This window comes from Methanococcus maripaludis C5, assembly GCF_000016125.1.
GTDB lineage: Archaea > AGJL01 > Methanococci > Methanococcales > Methanococcaceae > Methanococcus > Methanococcus maripaludis_D.
Window position 1 is genome coordinate 267019 of record NC_009135.1, and the last position, 16909, is coordinate 283927.

At 34.1% G+C, this 16909-nt stretch carries 17 protein-coding genes and 3 tRNA genes; 14 read left to right on the plus strand and 6 right to left on the minus strand.

Features of this window, described 5'->3' with window-relative positions:
* Positions 1-84: 84 nt before the first annotated feature.
* Positions 85-606, plus strand: a complete 522-nt coding sequence (gene rplJ / locus MMARC5_RS01545) for a 50S ribosomal protein L16 (RefSeq protein WP_011868075.1) — start codon at positions 85-87, stop codon at positions 604-606.
* A 70-nt stretch (positions 607-676) separates the two neighbouring features.
* Here the strand turns inward: rplJ and MMARC5_RS01550 are convergent, their stop codons facing one another.
* The 3 genes from MMARC5_RS01550 to dnaG are packed head-to-tail and all read right to left on the minus strand — an operon-like array spanning position 677 to position 3637.
* The gene (locus tag MMARC5_RS01550) at positions 677-1954 is read right to left on the minus strand and encodes a UbiD family decarboxylase (protein ID WP_011868076.1); all 1278 of its coding nucleotides are present in this window, start codon (positions 1952-1954) and stop codon (positions 677-679) included.
* A 39-nt stretch (positions 1955-1993) separates the two neighbouring features.
* Positions 1994-2287 carry a UPF0058 family protein gene (locus MMARC5_RS01555; protein ID WP_011868077.1) on the minus strand — a complete coding sequence of 98 codons (294 nt, stop codon included), beginning with the start codon at positions 2285-2287 and terminating at the stop codon, positions 1994-1996.
* A 33-nt stretch (positions 2288-2320) separates the two neighbouring features.
* Positions 2321-3637 carry a DNA primase DnaG gene (gene dnaG, locus MMARC5_RS01560; protein ID WP_011868078.1) on the minus strand — a complete coding sequence of 439 codons (1317 nt, stop codon included), beginning with the start codon at positions 3635-3637 and terminating at the stop codon, positions 2321-2323.
* A 233-nt stretch (positions 3638-3870) separates the two neighbouring features.
* On the opposite strand from dnaG, the gene MMARC5_RS01565 reads away from it, so the two are divergent.
* The 3 genes from MMARC5_RS01565 to MMARC5_RS01575 all read left to right on the plus strand — a co-directional run bounded on the left by MMARC5_RS01565 (position 3871) and on the right by MMARC5_RS01575 (position 4955).
* Positions 3871-3943 (plus strand) — tRNA-Gly (locus MMARC5_RS01565).
* An 18-nt stretch (positions 3944-3961) separates the two neighbouring features.
* Positions 3962-4034, plus strand: a tRNA-Gly gene (locus MMARC5_RS01570).
* A gap of 114 nt (positions 4035-4148) precedes the next feature.
* Positions 4149-4955: a DUF2334 domain-containing protein gene (locus MMARC5_RS01575; protein ID WP_011868079.1), complete on the plus strand. Its 807-nt coding sequence runs from the start codon at positions 4149-4151 to the stop codon at positions 4953-4955.
* On the opposite strand, the gene MMARC5_RS01580 is transcribed toward MMARC5_RS01575, so the two are convergent.
* On the minus strand, positions 4952-7387 hold the full coding sequence (locus MMARC5_RS01580; protein ID WP_011868080.1) for a DUF5814 domain-containing protein: 2436 nt from the start codon (positions 7385-7387) through the stop codon (positions 4952-4954). The genes MMARC5_RS01575 and MMARC5_RS01580 overlap by 4 nt on opposite strands.
* Before the next feature lie 112 nt (positions 7388-7499).
* Here MMARC5_RS01580 and MMARC5_RS01585 point away from each other — a divergent pair, with 112 nt between their 5' ends.
* Together MMARC5_RS01585 and MMARC5_RS01590 are read left to right on the plus strand one after the other, a co-directional pair.
* On the plus strand, positions 7500-7703 hold the full coding sequence (locus MMARC5_RS01585) for a class III signal peptide-containing protein (protein ID WP_011868081.1): 204 nt from the start codon (positions 7500-7502) through the stop codon (positions 7701-7703).
* Positions 7704-7740: 37 nt separating this feature from the next.
* The gene (locus MMARC5_RS01590; RefSeq protein WP_011868082.1) at positions 7741-8292 is read left to right on the plus strand and encodes an AAA family ATPase; all 552 of its coding nucleotides are present in this window, start codon (positions 7741-7743) and stop codon (positions 8290-8292) included.
* Positions 8293-8314: 22 nt separating this feature from the next.
* On the opposite strand, the gene MMARC5_RS01595 is transcribed toward MMARC5_RS01590, so the two are convergent.
* Positions 8315-8821: a GNAT family N-acetyltransferase gene (locus tag MMARC5_RS01595; protein ID WP_011868083.1), complete on the minus strand. Its 507-nt coding sequence runs from the start codon at positions 8819-8821 to the stop codon at positions 8315-8317.
* Positions 8822-9041: 220 nt separating this feature from the next.
* Positions 9042-9116 (minus strand) — tRNA-Arg (locus MMARC5_RS01600).
* 104 nt (positions 9117-9220) lie between these two features.
* Between MMARC5_RS01600 and crcB the strand changes: the two genes are divergently transcribed.
* The 8 genes from crcB (at position 9221) to MMARC5_RS01640 (ending at position 16904) form a co-directional block, all read left to right on the plus strand.
* Entirely contained in the window at positions 9221-9589 is a 369-nt protein-coding gene (gene crcB / locus MMARC5_RS01605; RefSeq protein WP_011868084.1) for a fluoride efflux transporter CrcB, read from the plus strand.
* Between the two features lie 4 nt (positions 9590-9593).
* Complete coding sequence (locus MMARC5_RS01610; RefSeq protein WP_011868085.1) at positions 9594-9923, plus strand: DUF190 domain-containing protein; 330 nt, start codon at positions 9594-9596, stop codon at positions 9921-9923.
* 22 nt (positions 9924-9945) lie between these two features.
* Entirely contained in the window at positions 9946-11565 is a 1620-nt protein-coding gene (gene tfrA, locus MMARC5_RS01615; protein ID WP_011868086.1) for a fumarate reductase (CoM/CoB) subunit TfrA, read from the plus strand.
* A gap of 241 nt (positions 11566-11806) precedes the next feature.
* Positions 11807-12361, plus strand: a complete 555-nt coding sequence (locus MMARC5_RS01620; RefSeq protein ID WP_011868087.1) for a helix-turn-helix domain-containing protein — start codon at positions 11807-11809, stop codon at positions 12359-12361.
* Between the two features lie 38 nt (positions 12362-12399).
* Entirely contained in the window at positions 12400-14079 is a 1680-nt protein-coding gene (locus MMARC5_RS01625) for an AMP-binding protein (protein ID WP_011868088.1), read from the plus strand.
* Positions 14080-14157: 78 nt separating this feature from the next.
* On the plus strand, positions 14158-14397 hold the full coding sequence (locus MMARC5_RS01630) for a 4Fe-4S dicluster domain-containing protein (RefSeq protein WP_011868089.1): 240 nt from the start codon (positions 14158-14160) through the stop codon (positions 14395-14397).
* A gap of 10 nt (positions 14398-14407) precedes the next feature.
* A complete protein-coding gene (locus MMARC5_RS01635; protein WP_011868090.1) occupies positions 14408-15463 on the plus strand; it encodes a 3-methyl-2-oxobutanoate dehydrogenase subunit VorB in 1056 nt (351 codons plus the stop codon).
* A 1-nt stretch (position 15464) separates the two neighbouring features.
* Positions 15465-16904 carry a 2-oxoacid:acceptor oxidoreductase family protein gene (locus MMARC5_RS01640; RefSeq protein WP_011868091.1) on the plus strand — a complete coding sequence of 480 codons (1440 nt, stop codon included), beginning with the start codon at positions 15465-15467 and terminating at the stop codon, positions 16902-16904.
* The last annotated feature ends 5 nt before the right edge of the window (positions 16905-16909 follow it).

The window sequence follows — 16909 nt, forward strand, 5'->3', positions numbered from 1 at the left end:
GTTTATATATCATTAGATAGATGTATATTGTAGCACGCTTATGAATGGCTTTTTTACAAACACGAAACATATGGAGGAACAATTATGGCACTAAGACCAGCAAGATGTTACAGAACCACAGAAAGAAGATCATACACAAGAAAAGAGTACGTAAGAGCAGTACCGCAACCAAAAGTTGTTCACTATGTTATGGGAAACTCAAGTGTTGAATTCCCTGTAGAAGTACAGCTTGTATCAAAATCAGATATCTTGATCAGACACAACGCTTTAGAATCCTCAAGGATTGCAGGTAACAAATACATTATGGGTGAGTGCGGTAGAACCGGATACTTATTCAACATCAGAGTTTACCCACACGAAATCTTAAGGGAAAACAAAATGGCTGCAGGAGCAGGTGCGGACAGGATTTCCGATGGAATGAGATTATCATTCGGTAAAGCTGTTGGAACAGCTGCAAAAGTTAAAAAAGGACAAGAAATCATCACAATCGGTGTAAATCCTGAAAGATTTTACGCTGCAAAAGAAGCATTAAGAAGATGTTCAATGAAATTGCCAACCGCTTGTAAAATCGTTGTAACAAAAGGAAAAGAATTAATTAAAGATTAATTAAATATTTTATATTATTTTTTTCAAATAAAATTTTTAAAAAAGTTAAAAAAGTATAAGTTTTTTAAGATTATTCATCATCTTCAGGAACTTCTGCCCTGATAAATTCCTCTTTTCCTTTTAATAAACTCATCGTAGCATCAATTCCCATCTTTGCAGTTAATTTATTTTTGTGATCCGCGGATGGATCTAAAGATGAGCCTTTAGCTCCAGAAATGATTACAATATCCTTATCACTTTGAACTCTTGTAGCAACTGCGTATTCTACATCGTTTGCATCGTAAATGTTGATGTCACCATCTACAACAGTTACATGTTTTAAACTAGGATGTGCTGCAAGTGCTGCAAGGATTGCGTTCTTACCGTCCCCTTCTGTTTTTTTGTCAATTGAAACAACAGCATTTAACCAGCAGCATCCACCTTGTGTTAAAGCAACGTTTTTAAGTGATGGAACAGTGTTTCTTATTCCTTTATACATTCTAGGTTCTTGAGGTAAACCCATCAAGATTTTGTGCTCACTTCCCCCAGGAAGTAACGCGTGGAATATTGCACCTTCTTTTCTTCTAAGTGCAGTTATTTTAATCAATGGTTGTTTTCGTATAACATCGTAGGTTCCTGTGATGTCAACGAATGGCCCTTCATCAACCATTTCTGCCGTAATTTTTGCTTCAATAATGAATTCTGCTTCTGGAACTTCTAAATCAACGGTTTTACATTTTACTAAATTTAATGGTTTTTTCATTAATGCAGAAGCGTATTTTAATTCATTAAATGAAACATCTCCTGAGGTTGAAGCCGCAAGTAAAACTGCAGGATGAACTCCAATAACAATTGCACAGTCTACTTCGCCATCGCCAATGTTTTTATTGTATATGTAGTGAAGGTGTCTTTGTTCAACCATTCTAATGGCCAAATTACCGTCAGACCTGACTAAAATCCTGTGAATTGATGCGTTTATTCCTTCATCGTTATCCTTTACGATAACGACTCCTGAAGTTAGGTATGGTCCAGCATCTTTTCCATAGTATGTTGGAATTGGGTATTCGTGAATTTTTTCTAAATCATCATCGATATAGAGTTTTTCTAAATTTTCATCGACAATTAATTCCCCTTTTTTCTCATTGTTGATTGACTCAACCATGTGTTTCATTAAATCTTCTTTTTTAATTCCGAGGCTGTTTGCAATAACGTCTCTTGTACATAAATTTCCAATAACTGGATACCCATTTACATCTTCAATGAAAACTGGTTTGTCATCATTTTCTTTTAAAATTCTCGAAACTCCAAATTTTTTGGTAGATTTCTCAAAAACAAGTTTTTCAATAGAATTTACTAGGTTTTTTACCATATAACCACCTGAAAAGTAAATTAAACAAAAATAAAAAGATTATCGTTTTTTTCTAGCAATTTCTTTACTTAATTTTTCGCCGGTATCGCTTAACCTGCTTGCAACACTTCTAGGAACATTGCCTTTTTCAGACAGTATCTTTCCGATTGTCCCAGATAATAAAAAAATAGCAAAAGTGTGTTCTGATTTGGTCCTGTGGATGTGGTGGGGCCGTATATTTAATTCATCGTATTCTTTAAATGATTCTTCAAGTTCGATTCCAAATTTTCTTGCCAAATCTTTTCTCATGTAAACTAAGAGTTGGTGTAATTGGATGAGTTCATCCTTATGCATTCAATCACCTTTAAATTTAAAAAGAAATTGTTTTTAAGCTACAATTTCGTCGAATGAAAATAATCGAAGGTTTACGGGTTTTTTAGTAACATTTATTTCTTTTCCAACAATTATCGGGGTCTTGTCGTAAAGTAAATCCACTATCTTCTGACTTATAGGCATGTCTGCTGCAAAGAAGTCCATTTTTTTGATTTCATGGATATTTGTTAGAAATTCTTTGAACGTGTTTGTTTTTTCAGTTCCATCAACAACAAACTTAACGTTGCCTGTGTTTTTAATGCTATCGACTATTTCTTTAACACCGCTGAATTTTCTATCGGCCTGAATTTCGTTCGTGGCATCAACATCGATAATCTCAGTTTCGGTTTTTTTTACAGGTTCTACAACAACTATTTCTTCTTCGACTACAGGGCCCTCAAAAACAGGTTCTATAACTGGTGTTTCGACTTTTTCGTAATATTTATGCGTTACCGGTTCAAAAATCTCTTTTGGTGTGTCTTCGATAACTTTGGAAACATTACATGCATCATTACAGGTATTTCCAACGATCTGTTCAACAGGAACTTTCGACCTTAAACATTTCATTATTTCTTTTTTGGACGTTCCTTCAACTTCTTTACCGTATGGCGCTCTTGCAACGTAGTCTATATCACAGGTTTGAAGGAGTTCTTTTAAAATCAATTCTCCTCCCCTATCACCATCTGTGAACGCAGTTGTTGTTTTTTTCTTTGTTAATTCCATGATTGATTTTGGAACGGATGTTCCTTCAACAGCCACTGTATTTTTAATTCCGCATCTTAAAAGATTTAAAACATCGGCTCTTCCTTCAACAACAATAATTGAATCAGAATGGACTACATTTGGACCACAAGGAAGGTTTTCTGGCCCATACTCCATAATTTCTTCAGTTCTCAATGACTCTTTGATTTCTTCCGTTATTTCGTAGGTGTCAATCATTTCGTCCATTAATTTTCTTAAAATAGATCTAGCTCGGTTTGTGATATACTGTCTTTTTGAGACTCGAATATCTTCAACTTCGGTTATTTTAACCGTGGCAAAACAGGGTCCAACTCTATCAATCGTTTCAAGAGTCGCTGCAAGTATCGACGTTTCAACCTTGTCAAGGCTTGAAGGTAGTGTTATTTTGGCAAAAGATTTTCCGTTGATATTTTCAAGGTCAACGTCTATTCTTCCAATTCGCCCACTTTTTTGTAAATCTCTCAAATCGAGTTCATTACTCAGCAATCCTTCGGTCTGGCCGAAAATTGCGCCGATCACGTCATGCTTTTCAACATAACCATCTGCAATGAGTTCGGTGTATATGATATATTTGGTAGTTCCTAAATCCATAAATGATCCTCCTAAAGAAGTTTGACCGACCAATCTCAAAAACCAAATTTTCTCGAAACAATAATCTAATCTTACCTATCTAGTTATAATATTTTTTGTATATAAAATTAATATGGGAATTTTCTTTTATTTTGAAGAACAATCATTTAGCATCCAACTCAACCGAAAAGTTTATATATAATATACTACAATGTGTACTATGCTCTGAGATGAGTGAGAAAGGGAATAAAATAGCGGCTTTGATGTAGACTGGTATCATACGGCCCTGCCACGGCCGACACCCGGGTTCAAATCCCGGAGGCCGCATCTCTAAAGATTAAACGTGCGCCAGTGGTGTAGCCTGGTATCACTTTGGCCTTCCAAGCCAGTAACTCGGGTTCAAATCCCGACTGGCGCATTTTTTATTTTGGATATATTAATTTGTTAATTTAGATTAATAAATAATATGGTATTATATATTGCAAAACACCCTATTTTCAAATAATCATCAACCATTTTTATGGGGATATTTTTGAAAAGGAAAACCCTAATTTTCTTTACTTTAATTTTAATTTTATCGGCAAACTTCGCCAGATACTCTTTGGAAGACAATTCTAACGAAATAGAAAAAAATCGTTTTGAACCTATAATTTTAATCCATGACGTTAGTCCGGTTTATTTGGATGATTTAAAAGAGATTGACGAAGTAATTAGCAAATATGGGTATCCTGAAAGAACGTACCTTTTTTTGATAGTTAACCATGCAAACGAATATCCATTAGAAGAAAATCAGGATTTCGTTAAATATATTCGATATCTCCGAACAAAAGGATATAATATTGAATTACACGGTTATGATCATATCGAATGCGAATTTGACTGCAATTGTACCCTTGCGACCGAAAAAATAGAAAAATCTCTTGAAATATTAAATTACTACAAAATTGATGGTATTTCTTACATTCTTCCACCAAGATATGGGATTTCCGAAGATTCAAAAAAAGCAATGCTTGATAATGGTTTTTCAGTAATTATTGGACAATATGCTTTTGAAATGAATAATAGTACAGTTTATAAATATAATATTACAAACAAGGAATATACTTGGTATCTCGAAGAAAATAATGCTGAAAATCAATTAGAAATGGCTAAAAAAGAATATTTTGAGTCAGAAGATAAATATTTCCTTTCAATACATCCAAGAGCGGTAAATTATGGCGGAGGTATTGAATTTTTGGAGGAATTTTTGAATTTTACAAAAGAAGAAAACAGGTTTAATTCTGAGGATCCAATCGATATTTATTCTTATTTCGGAATTAAAAAAATAGATTTTAGTTAATTTTTGTATGGATTTTCCATTTTTTTCTTTAATTTTCCAGATTCTTTTGCTATATTTTTATTGTAAATATTTCCAATTCTTTCAACTGCATCCAAAGTATTTATCGCAGTTTCAAGGTATGAATAGATATCTCCACTGTATGTTTGAAGTTTTAATATATCATGAATGATTTTTGATATCTGAAGCGGTGTTTTTTTGTTTATTCTTAAATTAAGAACTTTTTTGGAATTGTAGTTAATAATATCTTCTTCAATCATTCCGTCAAATTCAATCAACCACGGCAGTATTTCATCCCTTAAGGTTTTATCCTTTATTTTTTCGAAGTTTTCCTTTATTACTTCGAAAGCATCGATAAATCTGGTTGGAATGTTTGTATTTGTAGTTTTTGTGATTTTATTCTTTAAGTTTGCAGGAATATACACATTTTCAAATGGTGAAATGGACACTACCAAATCAATAGGGTTTTTATGCAAATTTTTCCTTATTTTTTCTGCATCTTTTGGATACAAGAATGAAATTGATGTAGCATAACCGTATCGGGTTGTATTTATGTTTTTATTTTGTAAATCAAGCATCTGAAAGCTGGAAAGCGATTCTAAAACATAATTTAAACCCAAATTTTTCCCAAGAACTGGAACTTTTGAAACGTCAGGAATCGTAACTTTATTTTTGTAATTTTTAATTGAACAGATGTTTGCTAAAACCTGTTCAAATTCTTCATCTTCATTGTATTCCAAAGAAACTTCTTCGGGTTCAGAATTTAGCAGTTTAAACGAAATTTCATCCTCTGAATTTTCCATTTTAGCATGATATTTCTTACCAATTTCAACAAGGCTGTAAACTTTTCCCTTATCATGCATTCCTTTTCTTCCCGCCCTACCGCACATCTGCTGGAATTCTGAAGGGTTTAACCAGTCTCCACCCATTGCAAGGCTTTCTAAAACAACTGTGGATGCTGCAAAATCCACACCTGCTGCAAGTGCCGCAGTAGTTACAACACACATTGTTTTTTGTTTTAAAAAATTATCTTCAACAGTTCTTCTTTTCGAATACTCCATTCCGCCATGGTAGTAATCTGACTTTATTCCTTTCGTGTTTAGATAATTTGAGATATATTCTGCTCTTTTTCTTGAAAATGTAAATATTAAACTTTGACCCCTAAATCCATATTTTGATTTTGAGCCAAATTCCTGTTTAACAATATCTTTTACAAGATTTAACTTTCCATAATCGTTTTTAGTGAAAATTAAATGTCGTTCAAGTGGAACTGGCCTTCCATTGTATAATACAAGTTTTGATCCAAGTTTCGAAGCTAATTCTTCGGGATTTCCAACAGTTGCAGATAGATATATCATCTGACAGGTGAATAAGTATCTTAATCTTCCAATTAGTCCATCAAGACGTGCACCTCGTTCATCCATATTTATGGAGTGAACTTCATCAATTACAACGGTTCCAACATCTTTTAATTTTCCCGATCTTATCAAATAATCTATTCCTTCGTAGGTTCCAATTATTATGTCAGAATCGATACTCGAATTGATATTGCCCCCTTTATTTTCGGAAAGTCTTCCGGTTCCAACCCTTAAAGATACTAAATATCCTTCTTTTTCATATCTATCTTTAAATTCGACGTACTTTTGATTTGCAAGGGCAACTAATGGAACTAAAAATAAAAATTTACCCTTTTTTTCAGAGATATTTTTAATTCCTGCAAGTTCTCCAATCAAAGTTTTTCCAGAAGAGGTTGCAGAAGTAATTAAAAGGTTATCATTTTTTAAAAGTCCTGCTTTTACGGAAAGAGTCTGAACTGGAAGTAATTCGTCTATTCCCCTATTTTTAATAATTTCTTTTAAAAAATCGGGAACTTCAAGTTCATCAATGCTATAATTTTTAATTTCATCATCAACGTTTCCGGTTAAAACATCGTATTTCGTAAGTTCTGGATTTTTAAGCGGATTTTTGGACTTGAAAAGTTCAATTACTTTGTTTGCATCCTTAAATCTTCTAAGTAATTTTTCAATGAATTCCTCGTTAACGGCAACTTCATGTTTTACCTCATCAATTGCACATTCAAGACAGGTCTCGCTGTTGTATATTTTGTATTTATCCGTAATCTCGCTAAATTTGCCTTTGATAATACAAAATGGGCATAAATCGATATAGCCGTATTTAATATTATTTTGTTTGAGGAATTCTTCTAATTTTAACGATTCTTCGTCCGTACTTAAAAGGACTTTATTTGATCTAACGAAATTTAATAATTTTGAAGGCTGCACTGGGTTTACATTTCCTGCTTTTTCTTCCCTACATTTGTAAAGTGTAATTCTATTATTTGCGGGCCTTATTATGCCATAATACGCTCTTTCATCCGTTAAATCAACAAATTGGATCTCTTCTTTTTTTTTTTTTAATTTTCTCACAATAATCATGGATTCACCAAATAATCACTAATAAAAACCATAAATTACAGATAATATTATAAATGTATGAAAATGGTACAAAGCTATATAATTTAAAGGTATATAATAAAATGGTGGTAAAATGTCTGTTGCTTTAAAGAAGTTTTTTTCAAACAAGGGCCAGTTAAGTCTTGAATTTTCAGTTCTGATTCTTGCAGTCATTACTGCGGCAATTCTTTTGGGCTACCACTTAATTGTAAGTTCAAAGGCAGTTCAAGAATCAAATATTGATACAATTAATAATACGCACAACACAGCAATGGATGCGCTCAGTGAAGTTAGTTAAATAAATAAACTTGAAAAACGTTAACAATCGGGATAATATGAAGTTAATCGGAATTACGGGAATGCCTGGATCTGGAAAAAGTGCAATTACAAAATTGGCAGAAAAATATAAAATAATTGTCGTTTCAATGGGCGATGTTGTAAGGCATGAAACATCAAAACAAGGACTTACATTAAATCCCGAAAATGTTGGAAATACTGCTGTAAAACTTCGGGAAATTCATGGAAACGAGGCAATTGCAGTACCTTGCCTTAATTATGTTAATGAAAAATATAAAAACGAAGATTTTGTTATAATCGAAGGAATTAGGAGCATTTATGAAGTTAATTACCTTGGAAAAAATGCCAAACTCGATATTATTGCGATTCACTCTTCACCAAAAACCAGATTTGAACGCTTATCTGGCAGAAACCGGGAAGATGATTCAAATGACTGGAATACTTTCGTTGAACGGGATGAACGAGAATTGAATTTTTCAATTGGCAATGTAATATCACTTGCAGACTATATGGTTGTAAATGAAGGAAATTATATGGATTTTATAAATAATCTTGAAAACACGTTGAAAAAAATAATTAAAGCAGATTAATTTTTTAAGCTTATTTTAATTTTTATTTTGAGTTTGATTGATACTTTTCTGAGAGTTCATCTAATTTATCTCCAGTTAATCTGTAAATTAACCAGTCTTCAACAGGAACTCCACCCATTTTTTCGTAGAATTTTCTTGCAGGGTTCCCGTCTAAAACTGTCCATTCAATTTTCCCGCAATTCCTTTCTTTTGCAAGATTTGATAAATATTCAAATATTTTTCTTCCAATTCCAATTCCTCTAAATTCTTCTTTAATGTAAAGATCTTCGATATAGATTCCTGATTTTCCAAGAAACGTTGAAAAATTGTGGAAAAATAAAACAAGACCGACAGCTTTTGAATCTGCTTCAACGATTAACGCTTCAGCGTACTTTTTTTTTTCAAATAATGATTCTTTTATTATATCTTCGGTTGCAAGAACATGGTCTTCTAAATTTTCGTATCTTGCAAGTTCTTTGATAAAATTGAAGATTAAAGAGACGTCTAAAACTGTTGTTGGTCGGATATTAATTTTTAAATTGGTATTCACAGTAACCCCCTCGAAAGATTTTAATAAACAGTTCAATTTTATATACTTAAAAAATATAAAAAAGGTAAGGTATGAAACAGTATTTGCCAGTTTATTGCTCGTTTTATCGATGGATTCATGTATTAATGTTTAAAAAAATGGTAAATTAAAATTTTAAATTTTTTTATAATAATTTTAAAAAAGAATAATTAGTTCTCAAATCAATCATTAAAAATGTTGACGAGCCCGGAGGGATTTGAACCCCCGACCACAGGGTCCGAAGCCCTGTATTCTATCCAAGCTAAACCACGGGCCCAACCAAAATTATATATTATTTTAAGAAGTACTCTTGAATATACTTTATTATATACTATATAAATCTTTTAGTTAGGCAGACTAATCTGAATATTTGGTGATTTTTTGAGAGAAATTCTACTTATCGGCCTCGGTGGATTTTTCGGGGCGATATTGAGATATCTTGTTAGCGGAATAATTCCTGTAAAATTTGGAATTCCAACAGGTACTCTTATTGTAAATCTTTTGGGAAGTTTTATAGTTGGCTTTTTAATATACTCTTCATTATTTGGGTCATTATCTCCTGAATATCGGTTATTTATAATAACTGGGTTTTGCGGGGCTCTTACTACGTTTTCTACATTTAGTTATGAGTCATTTGCCATGCTGGAACATAATTATTATTTAAAAGCAGGATTAAACATTTTATTAAATGTTTTTGGATGTTTAGGAATGGTATATCTTGGAAGACTCGCATCAATGTTTTTCTGGTGATTTAATGAAAAAAATATCTGCAAAACTTCTCAGGATTTATTTAAAAGAAGATGACAAGTATGGAAAGGAATTACTTATCAATTCAATAACTAAGACACTAAAAAATAATGGAATTGCCGGAGCAACGGTTTTCAAGGGATATTGTGGTTATGGAACAAGAGGTATTTCTAGAATAGATATAATTCGCCTTTCCAGAAATCTTCCGGCAGTAATTGAATGTGTTGATTACGAGGAAAAATTAAATGATATAATGCCAAAACTCGTTGAAATGGTCGCAGAAAACGGACTTATAACAATGCAGGACATTGAGGTATTTAAGGAATTAAAAAAATAATATTTCGGCATTTGGTGATGTTATGATAACAGATGTGCTCATAATTGGCGGTGGCGGTGCTGCAGCAAGGGCAGCAATAGAATGCGGGCAGAAAAATGTGGTAATCGCTTCAAAAGGCCTTTTCGGAAAAAGCGGATGTACAGTAATGGCTGAAGGCGGGTACAATGCAGTACTAAATCCAGAAGATTCATTTGAAAAACACTATTCCGACACGATGAAGGGTGGAGGATACATAAACAATAAAAAACTCGTAGAAGTTTTGATAAAAAATGCACCAAAAGAATTTAAGAACTTGGAAAAATTTGGATGTATTTTTGATAGGTCAGAAAATGCAGAGTTTGCACAGAGGCCGTTTGGTGGACAGAGCTTTAATCGAACGTGTTATAGCGGAGACAGTACTGGCCATGAAATGATTGCAGGATTAATGGAGTATCTGAATAAATTTGAGCGCATAAAAATATTGGAAGATACAATGGCAATAAAATTAATTGTCAATGAAGTTTTTGAAAACGAAAAAAAACTCAAAAAATGTTTTGGGGCAGTATTTTTAGATTTATTAAATGGCGATATTTATCCGATATATGCAAAATCTACGATTCTTGCGACAGGGGGTGCAGGACAGATTTATCCTATAACTTCAAATCCGAAACAAAAGGTAGGGGATGGATTCGCAATTGCTTATCGTGAAGGTGCTGAATTAATTGACATGGAAATGGTTCAGTTTCACCCAACAGGAATGCTTGGAACAGGAATTCTTGTAACTGAAGCTGTAAGGGGCGAAGGTGGGATATTATACAATAAAAATAAAGAAAGATTCATGAAAAACTACGATCCCGAAAGAATGGAGTTATCAACAAGAGATGTAGTTGCTAAGGCAATATACAATGAGATTCAAGAAGGTAGGGGTATTGATGGTGCGGTTTACCTGGATGTAACTCATTTGGACCCTGAAATTATTAAAGAAAAGCTCGAAACTATGCTTTCACAGTTCATGCTTGTGGGTGTAGACATTAAAAAAGAGCCAATGAAAGTAGCTCCAACGGCACACCACTTCATGGGCGGAATTAAAATAAACGAAAATTGTGAAACAAGTATTTCTGGATTGTATGCCTGCGGAGAAGTTGCAGGTGGAATCCATGGTGCAAACAGGCTTGGTGGAAATGCCCTTGCAGATACGCAAGTTTTTGGAGCAATTGCTGGAAAAAATGCATTTGATAATGCTGAAAATGAGATTGATATCTCAAAAGTATATAATTCAGTTGAAAAATGCATTGAAGACTTGAAAAATGCATTTAATGATTCAAATTCTGGCGATAACGTATATTCATTAATTGATGAATTAAAAAAGACAATGTGGGATTTTGTTTCAATTTTAAGAGACGAAAAAGGATTAACCTCAGCTCTTGAAAAAATAGTTGAAATAAAGGAAAAATCAGTTTCAATAAATGGAATAGTGGACTTTTCAAAAAAATTAGAACTAGAAAACATGATTTTAGTTTCTGAAATTGTAATAAATTCAGCCCTCCTTAGAAAAGAGTCAAGAGGGGCACATTTTAGAAACGATTATCCAAAAATCAATGAAGAATGCATTGGAAACTTTGTGGCAAGTTTGGATGGAATTAGTTTTGTAAAACTTGAATAAATTATTTTTTTGTTTTTAATTAATACGTCACAAAATTATTCTTTTTAATTCAAAGAACCTTTTATATACGTCGACACAATATTCTGTAATTATAATTATCGATCATTATATATATCGGAATTAAATAGTTATTTTAAATACCCCCTCATGTTTTTGCATTCACGATTAACCGAAATTTGCAATAATTATGCGGTTTAATACCCTATCAAATTAAAACTGATTAATTTCAAAGGTGCGGAATATGAAAGAAAAAATGAAAGAAATTGCAGCAAGAGTTCGCGAATTAAGAGAACTCTCGGATATTTCAATTGAAGAGATGGCAGACCACTTAAAAATTTCACCCGAAATTTATCAACACTATGAAGAAGGAACCTGCGATGTTCCTGCAAGTGTTTTGTACGAAATTGCACACAAGTTTGAAGTTGATATGGGGTTACTTTTGACTGGAGAAGAAACCAGAATGCATATTTTTACGGTTACGAGAAAAGGAAAAGGAATTTCTGTGGAAAGAAGAAAACAGTACAAATATGAAAATTTGGCTGAAAAATTCGTTCACAAAAAAGCAGAACCATTTATTGTAACTGTTGAGCCTAGAACTGACGGTAAAAAACCATCCAAAAACTCACACCCTGGCCAGGAGTTTAACTATATTTTAGAAGGCACAATAAAACTTTACATTCATAATAATGAAGTTATTTTGGAAGAAGGAGATTCTATATTCTTTGATTCAGGATATGATCACGCTATGGAAGCATTAAATGGGAAAAACGCTAAATTCCTTGCAATTATAATGTAATACGTTATTTAATCTTAAAAACGAAAAAAGGTATAATTATGGTATCTTTAGTTAATAAATATGTTAAAAAAACGGACTTTGAGTCATACGAAGACTTTGTGGAAAATTTTAAGATAGACGTTCCTGAAAACTTCAACTTTGCTTATGATATTGTTGATGAATATGCAAAAATTGCACCCGAAAAGACTGCAATCATATGGTGTGATGACAATAACGACGAAAAAATTTTTACATTCAAAGATATGAAAAAATACAGTGATAAAGCAGCTAATTTCTTTTTAAAACACGGAATTAAAAAGGGCGACACTGTAATGCTCACATTAAAGAGCAGATATGAATTCTGGTTTTGTATGCTTGGACTTCATAAAATCGGGGCTGTTGCAATTCCTGCAACACACATGCTTACAACAAAAGATATTGTATATAGAATTGAAAAAGCAGGCTTAAAAATGATAGTATGCATCGGTGAAAACGGTGTTCCTGAATACGTTGATGAAGCAGTATCTGAAATTAATTCTAATGTTTTAAAAGCCTGTGTTGTAAATTTAAACAACAAAAATTGGATTGATTTTTCAAAAGAATTGGAAGAATCATCAGAAGAGTTTACAAGGCCTGTTGGCGAAATGGATACTAAAAATGAAGATGTATTGGTTGCATACTTTTCATCCGGAACAACAGGATATCCAAAATTAATCCAGCACGACCATGAATATCCTCTAGGACATATTACAACTGCAAAATACTGGCAAAACGTAGAAGATGATGGACTTCACTATACTGTTGCAGACAGTGGTTGGGCAAAGTGTATCTGGGGAAAACTATATGGTCAGTGGATTGCAGGAACTGCGGTATTTGTCTATGACTACGACAGATTTGATGCAGGAAACATGCTTGAAAAAATTGCAAAATATAAAATTACAACGTTCTGCGCACCACCTACAATTTACAGGTTCATGATCAAGCAGGATATTTCAAAAGTAGACTTTTCAAGTTTGCACTATGCTGTAACGGCTGGAGAACCGTTAAACCCTGAAGTTTACAACAAATTTTTGGAATTCACAAGTCTCAGATTAATGGAAGGATTTGGACAGACTGAAACAGTTGTTTCAGTTGCAAACTTCCCGTGGATGGATCCTAAACCTGGATCAATGGGAAAACCGGTACCAATTTTTGATTTGATGATAAAAGGGTCCGATGGAAAAGAATGCGATGTTGGTGAAGAAGGAGAACTCGTATTCAAGACAAAAGATGGAAAACCACTCGGTCTTTTTTCAGGATACTTCAAAGACCCTGAAAGAACCAAAAAATCATGGTACGATGGGTACTACCATACTGGCGACACCGCATGGAAAGATGAAGATGGGTTCCTCTGGTTTGTTGGAAGAAATGACGATTTGATCAAAAGTTCGGGTTACAGAATTGGTCCTTTCGAAGTAGAGAGTGCACTTATTTCACACCCTGCGGTACTCGAATGCGCCATAACTGGAGTTCCTGATCCTGTAAGGGGCCAGATAGTTAAAGCTACAATTGTTTTAACAGGGGATTATGAAGCAAGTGAAGAACTCAAAAAAGAACTTCAGGATCACGTTAAACACAATACTGCCCCATACAAATATCCAAGGGCAATTGACTTTGTAAAAGAACTCCCAAAAACAATCAGTGGGAAAATTAGGCGTGTAGAAATCCGAGAACAGGATGAAGAAAAAAGTAATAATTAAATACCATAAAAATTATTTTTTTAAACACATTTTGACTGAAAAATTATTTTAAAATTTAACGGAAAAACAGATGAAATCATGGAATGTTCTACAAAAAAACCTTATCCTGTAATTAACACTCTCGAATGCAAAGCATGTGAAAGATGTATAATTGCATGTTCAAAAGATGTCTTAAAAATGAGCAAAGACTGGAATGAAAGGGGATACCACTACGTAATTTACACTGGCGAAGGATGCACAGGTTGCGGAAACTGTTACTACACGTGTCCAGAACCTTTAGCAATAGAGGTACACATCCCGCTTAAAAAGTGCGAATAGAGGAGATAATATGGCAACACAACTTGTAAAAGGAAACACTGCTGTTATTATCGGAGCCATGTACGCAGGATGTGACTGTTACTTTGGATACCCGATAACACCGGCAAGCGAAATACTTCATGAAGCTTCCAAATACTTTCCAATGGTTGGAAGGAAGTTTGTTCAAGCAGAATCCGAAGAAGCTGCAATAAATATGGTTTACGGTGCAGCATCAACCGGAAAAAGAGTATTATGTGCTACATCCGGCCCGGGAATGAGTTTAAAACAAGAAGGAATCTCATTTTTAGCAGGTTCTGAACTTCCATGCGTTCTTGTAAATGTGCAAAGGGCAGGTCCAGGTCTTGGAAATATCGGGCCAGAACAGGCTGATTACAATCAGGCTGTAAAAGGTGGGGGACACGGAAACTACAAAAATATAGTTTTAGCTCCAAATTCAGTTCAAGAAATGTGTGACTGTACTGCAAAAGCATTTGAACTTGCAACAAAGTACAAAAACCCAGTAATTGTTCTTTCAGATGGTGTTTTAGGTCAGATGGTTGAGCCGTTAAAATTCCCCGAACAGGCAATAAAACCTGAAATCGATGAATCTTGGGCAGTCCGCGGCACAAAAGAAACAAGGAAAAATTTAGTTACGTCAATCTTTCTAGATTTTAAACAGCTTGAAGAATTTAACTATGCATTACAGGAAAAATACGAAATAATTAAAGAAAATGAACAGGATTTTGAAGGATACCAACTTGACGACGCTGAAATTATCCTTGTTTCATACGGAATCAGCAGTAGAATTTCAAAAACTGCGGTAGATGTTGCAAGAAAAGAAGGAATAAAAGCAGGATTATTCAGGCCAAAAACATTATTCCCATTTCCTGAAAAAGAACTGAACAAACTTGCAGAGAAAAAATGCACGTTTATTTCAGTTGAAATGAGCAACGGTCAAATGGCAGAAGATATTAAACTTGCAACCTGCTGTAAAAGACCAATTGAGCTTGTAAATAGGCTTGGTGGAAATTTAATTGAAGTGGATCAGATTTTAGCTAAAATTAAAGAAATTGCAGGAGGCAACTAAAATGGCAGAAATTACGGAAAAAGTTTTGAAAAAGCCAAATGCAATACCTGATGTTTTTGAAAGAAAGGGCGGTTCTGCACCAACTGCAACGCACTACTGTGCAGGCTGTGGACACGGAATAATCCATAAATTAATGGCGGAAGCAATCGATGAACTTGAAATACAAGATAGGTGTGTTTTAATCAGCCCGGTTGGCTGTGCCGTATTTGCATACTATTATTTTGACTGTGGAAATATCCAGGTGGCTCACGGAAGAGCTCCGGCAGTTGGAACTGGTGTTTCAAGGGCAGAAGACAATGCAATTGTAATGTCATACCAGGGAGATGGGGATTTGGCTTCAATTGGATTAAATGAAACAATTCAGGCTGCAAACCGTGGAGAAAAAATGGCAGTATTTTTCGTAAACAACACAGTTTATGGAATGACTGGCGGTCAAATGGCCCCAACAACGCTTATCGGTGAAAAAACTGTAACTTGTCAAACTGGAAGGGATCCAAGATTTGCAGGATACCCAATTCACATGTGTGAACTTTTAAGCAGCTTAAAAGCTCCAGTATTTATTGAAAGAGTTTCTGTTTCAGATATTGCACACATAAGAAAAGCAAAACGTGCAATCAAAAAAGCTCTTGAAATTCAAAGAGATGGAAAAGGATACGCATTTGTTGAAATATTGTCACCTTGTCCAACGAATTTAAGACAGGATGCAAATGCTGCTCAAAAATTCATAAACGAAGAAATGGAAAAAGAATTCCCATTACAAAACTTTAGGGACAGAAGTGCTGAAGTTGAAACTTTAAATAGGGGAGAAAGCGACTTTTCAAAAGAATGTCTCGACAATATATTTGAAGTAAATTCAAAAGGTGCAGAAGATCCTTCAGAAGACCTTTCTTTCGAAGAAAAACTCGTGAAAATCGCAGGATTTGGTGGTCAGGGAGTTTTAAGCATGGGTTTAACTCTCGCAGAGGCAGCATGCAGGGATCAAAAATACGTTTCATGGTACCCTTCATACGGCCCAGAACAAAGGGGTGGAACTTCAAACTGTTCTGTTATAATTTCAGGACACGAAATTGGATCCCCTGTTGTGTACAGCCCCGGAGTTTTAATTGCTCTTAACAAACCATCGCTTGAAAACTTTGCAAAAGACGTGAAAACCGGCGGAACAATAATTTACGATGAAAATATCGGGGACTTTGAAATTCCAAACGGAGTTACTGCAATAAAAGTTCCAGCTTCAAAAATCGCAACTGAAATGGGCGTTTCAAGAGCCGCAAATACTGTAATGCTTGGAGTTTTATCGGCACTTGGGTACACAGGACTTTCTGAATCAGTATTTGTTGGTGCAATAGAACAAACTTTCTCAAAAAAACCTAAATTAATTCCAATAAACGTTGAAATATTAAACGCGGGAATTTCATGGGCTAAAGAAAATTTAGCCCTATAATTAAT

Coding starts and splice junctions, on each gene's coding strand:
- MMARC5_RS01625 (WP_011868088.1), top strand. CDS start 12,400: ATGGTATCTTTAGTTAATAAATATGTTAAAAAAACGGACTTTGAGTCA.
- rplJ (WP_011868075.1), top strand. CDS start 85: ATGGCACTAAGACCAGCAAGATGTTACAGAACCACAGAAAGAAGATCA.
- MMARC5_RS01585 (WP_011868081.1), top strand. CDS start 7,500: ATGTCTGTTGCTTTAAAGAAGTTTTTTTCAAACAAGGGCCAGTTAAGT.
- MMARC5_RS01590 (WP_011868082.1), top strand. CDS start 7,741: ATGAAGTTAATCGGAATTACGGGAATGCCTGGATCTGGAAAAAGTGCA.
- tfrA (WP_011868086.1), top strand. CDS start 9,946: ATGATAACAGATGTGCTCATAATTGGCGGTGGCGGTGCTGCAGCAAGG.
- MMARC5_RS01580 (WP_011868080.1), bottom strand. CDS start 7,387: ATGATTATTGTGAGAAAATTAAAAAAAAAAAAAGAAGAGATCCAATTT.
- MMARC5_RS01555 (WP_011868077.1), bottom strand. CDS start 2,287: ATGCATAAGGATGAACTCATCCAATTACACCAACTCTTAGTTTACATG.
- MMARC5_RS01550 (WP_011868076.1), bottom strand. CDS start 1,954: ATGGTAAAAAACCTAGTAAATTCTATTGAAAAACTTGTTTTTGAGAAA.
- MMARC5_RS01610 (WP_011868085.1), top strand. CDS start 9,594: ATGAAAAAAATATCTGCAAAACTTCTCAGGATTTATTTAAAAGAAGAT.
- MMARC5_RS01630 (WP_011868089.1), top strand. CDS start 14,158: ATGGAATGTTCTACAAAAAAACCTTATCCTGTAATTAACACTCTCGAA.
- MMARC5_RS01635 (WP_011868090.1), top strand. CDS start 14,408: ATGGCAACACAACTTGTAAAAGGAAACACTGCTGTTATTATCGGAGCC.
- dnaG (WP_011868078.1), bottom strand. CDS start 3,637: ATGGATTTAGGAACTACCAAATATATCATATACACCGAACTCATTGCA.
- MMARC5_RS01640 (WP_011868091.1), top strand. CDS start 15,465: ATGGCAGAAATTACGGAAAAAGTTTTGAAAAAGCCAAATGCAATACCT.
- MMARC5_RS01620 (WP_011868087.1), top strand. CDS start 11,807: ATGAAAGAAAAAATGAAAGAAATTGCAGCAAGAGTTCGCGAATTAAGA.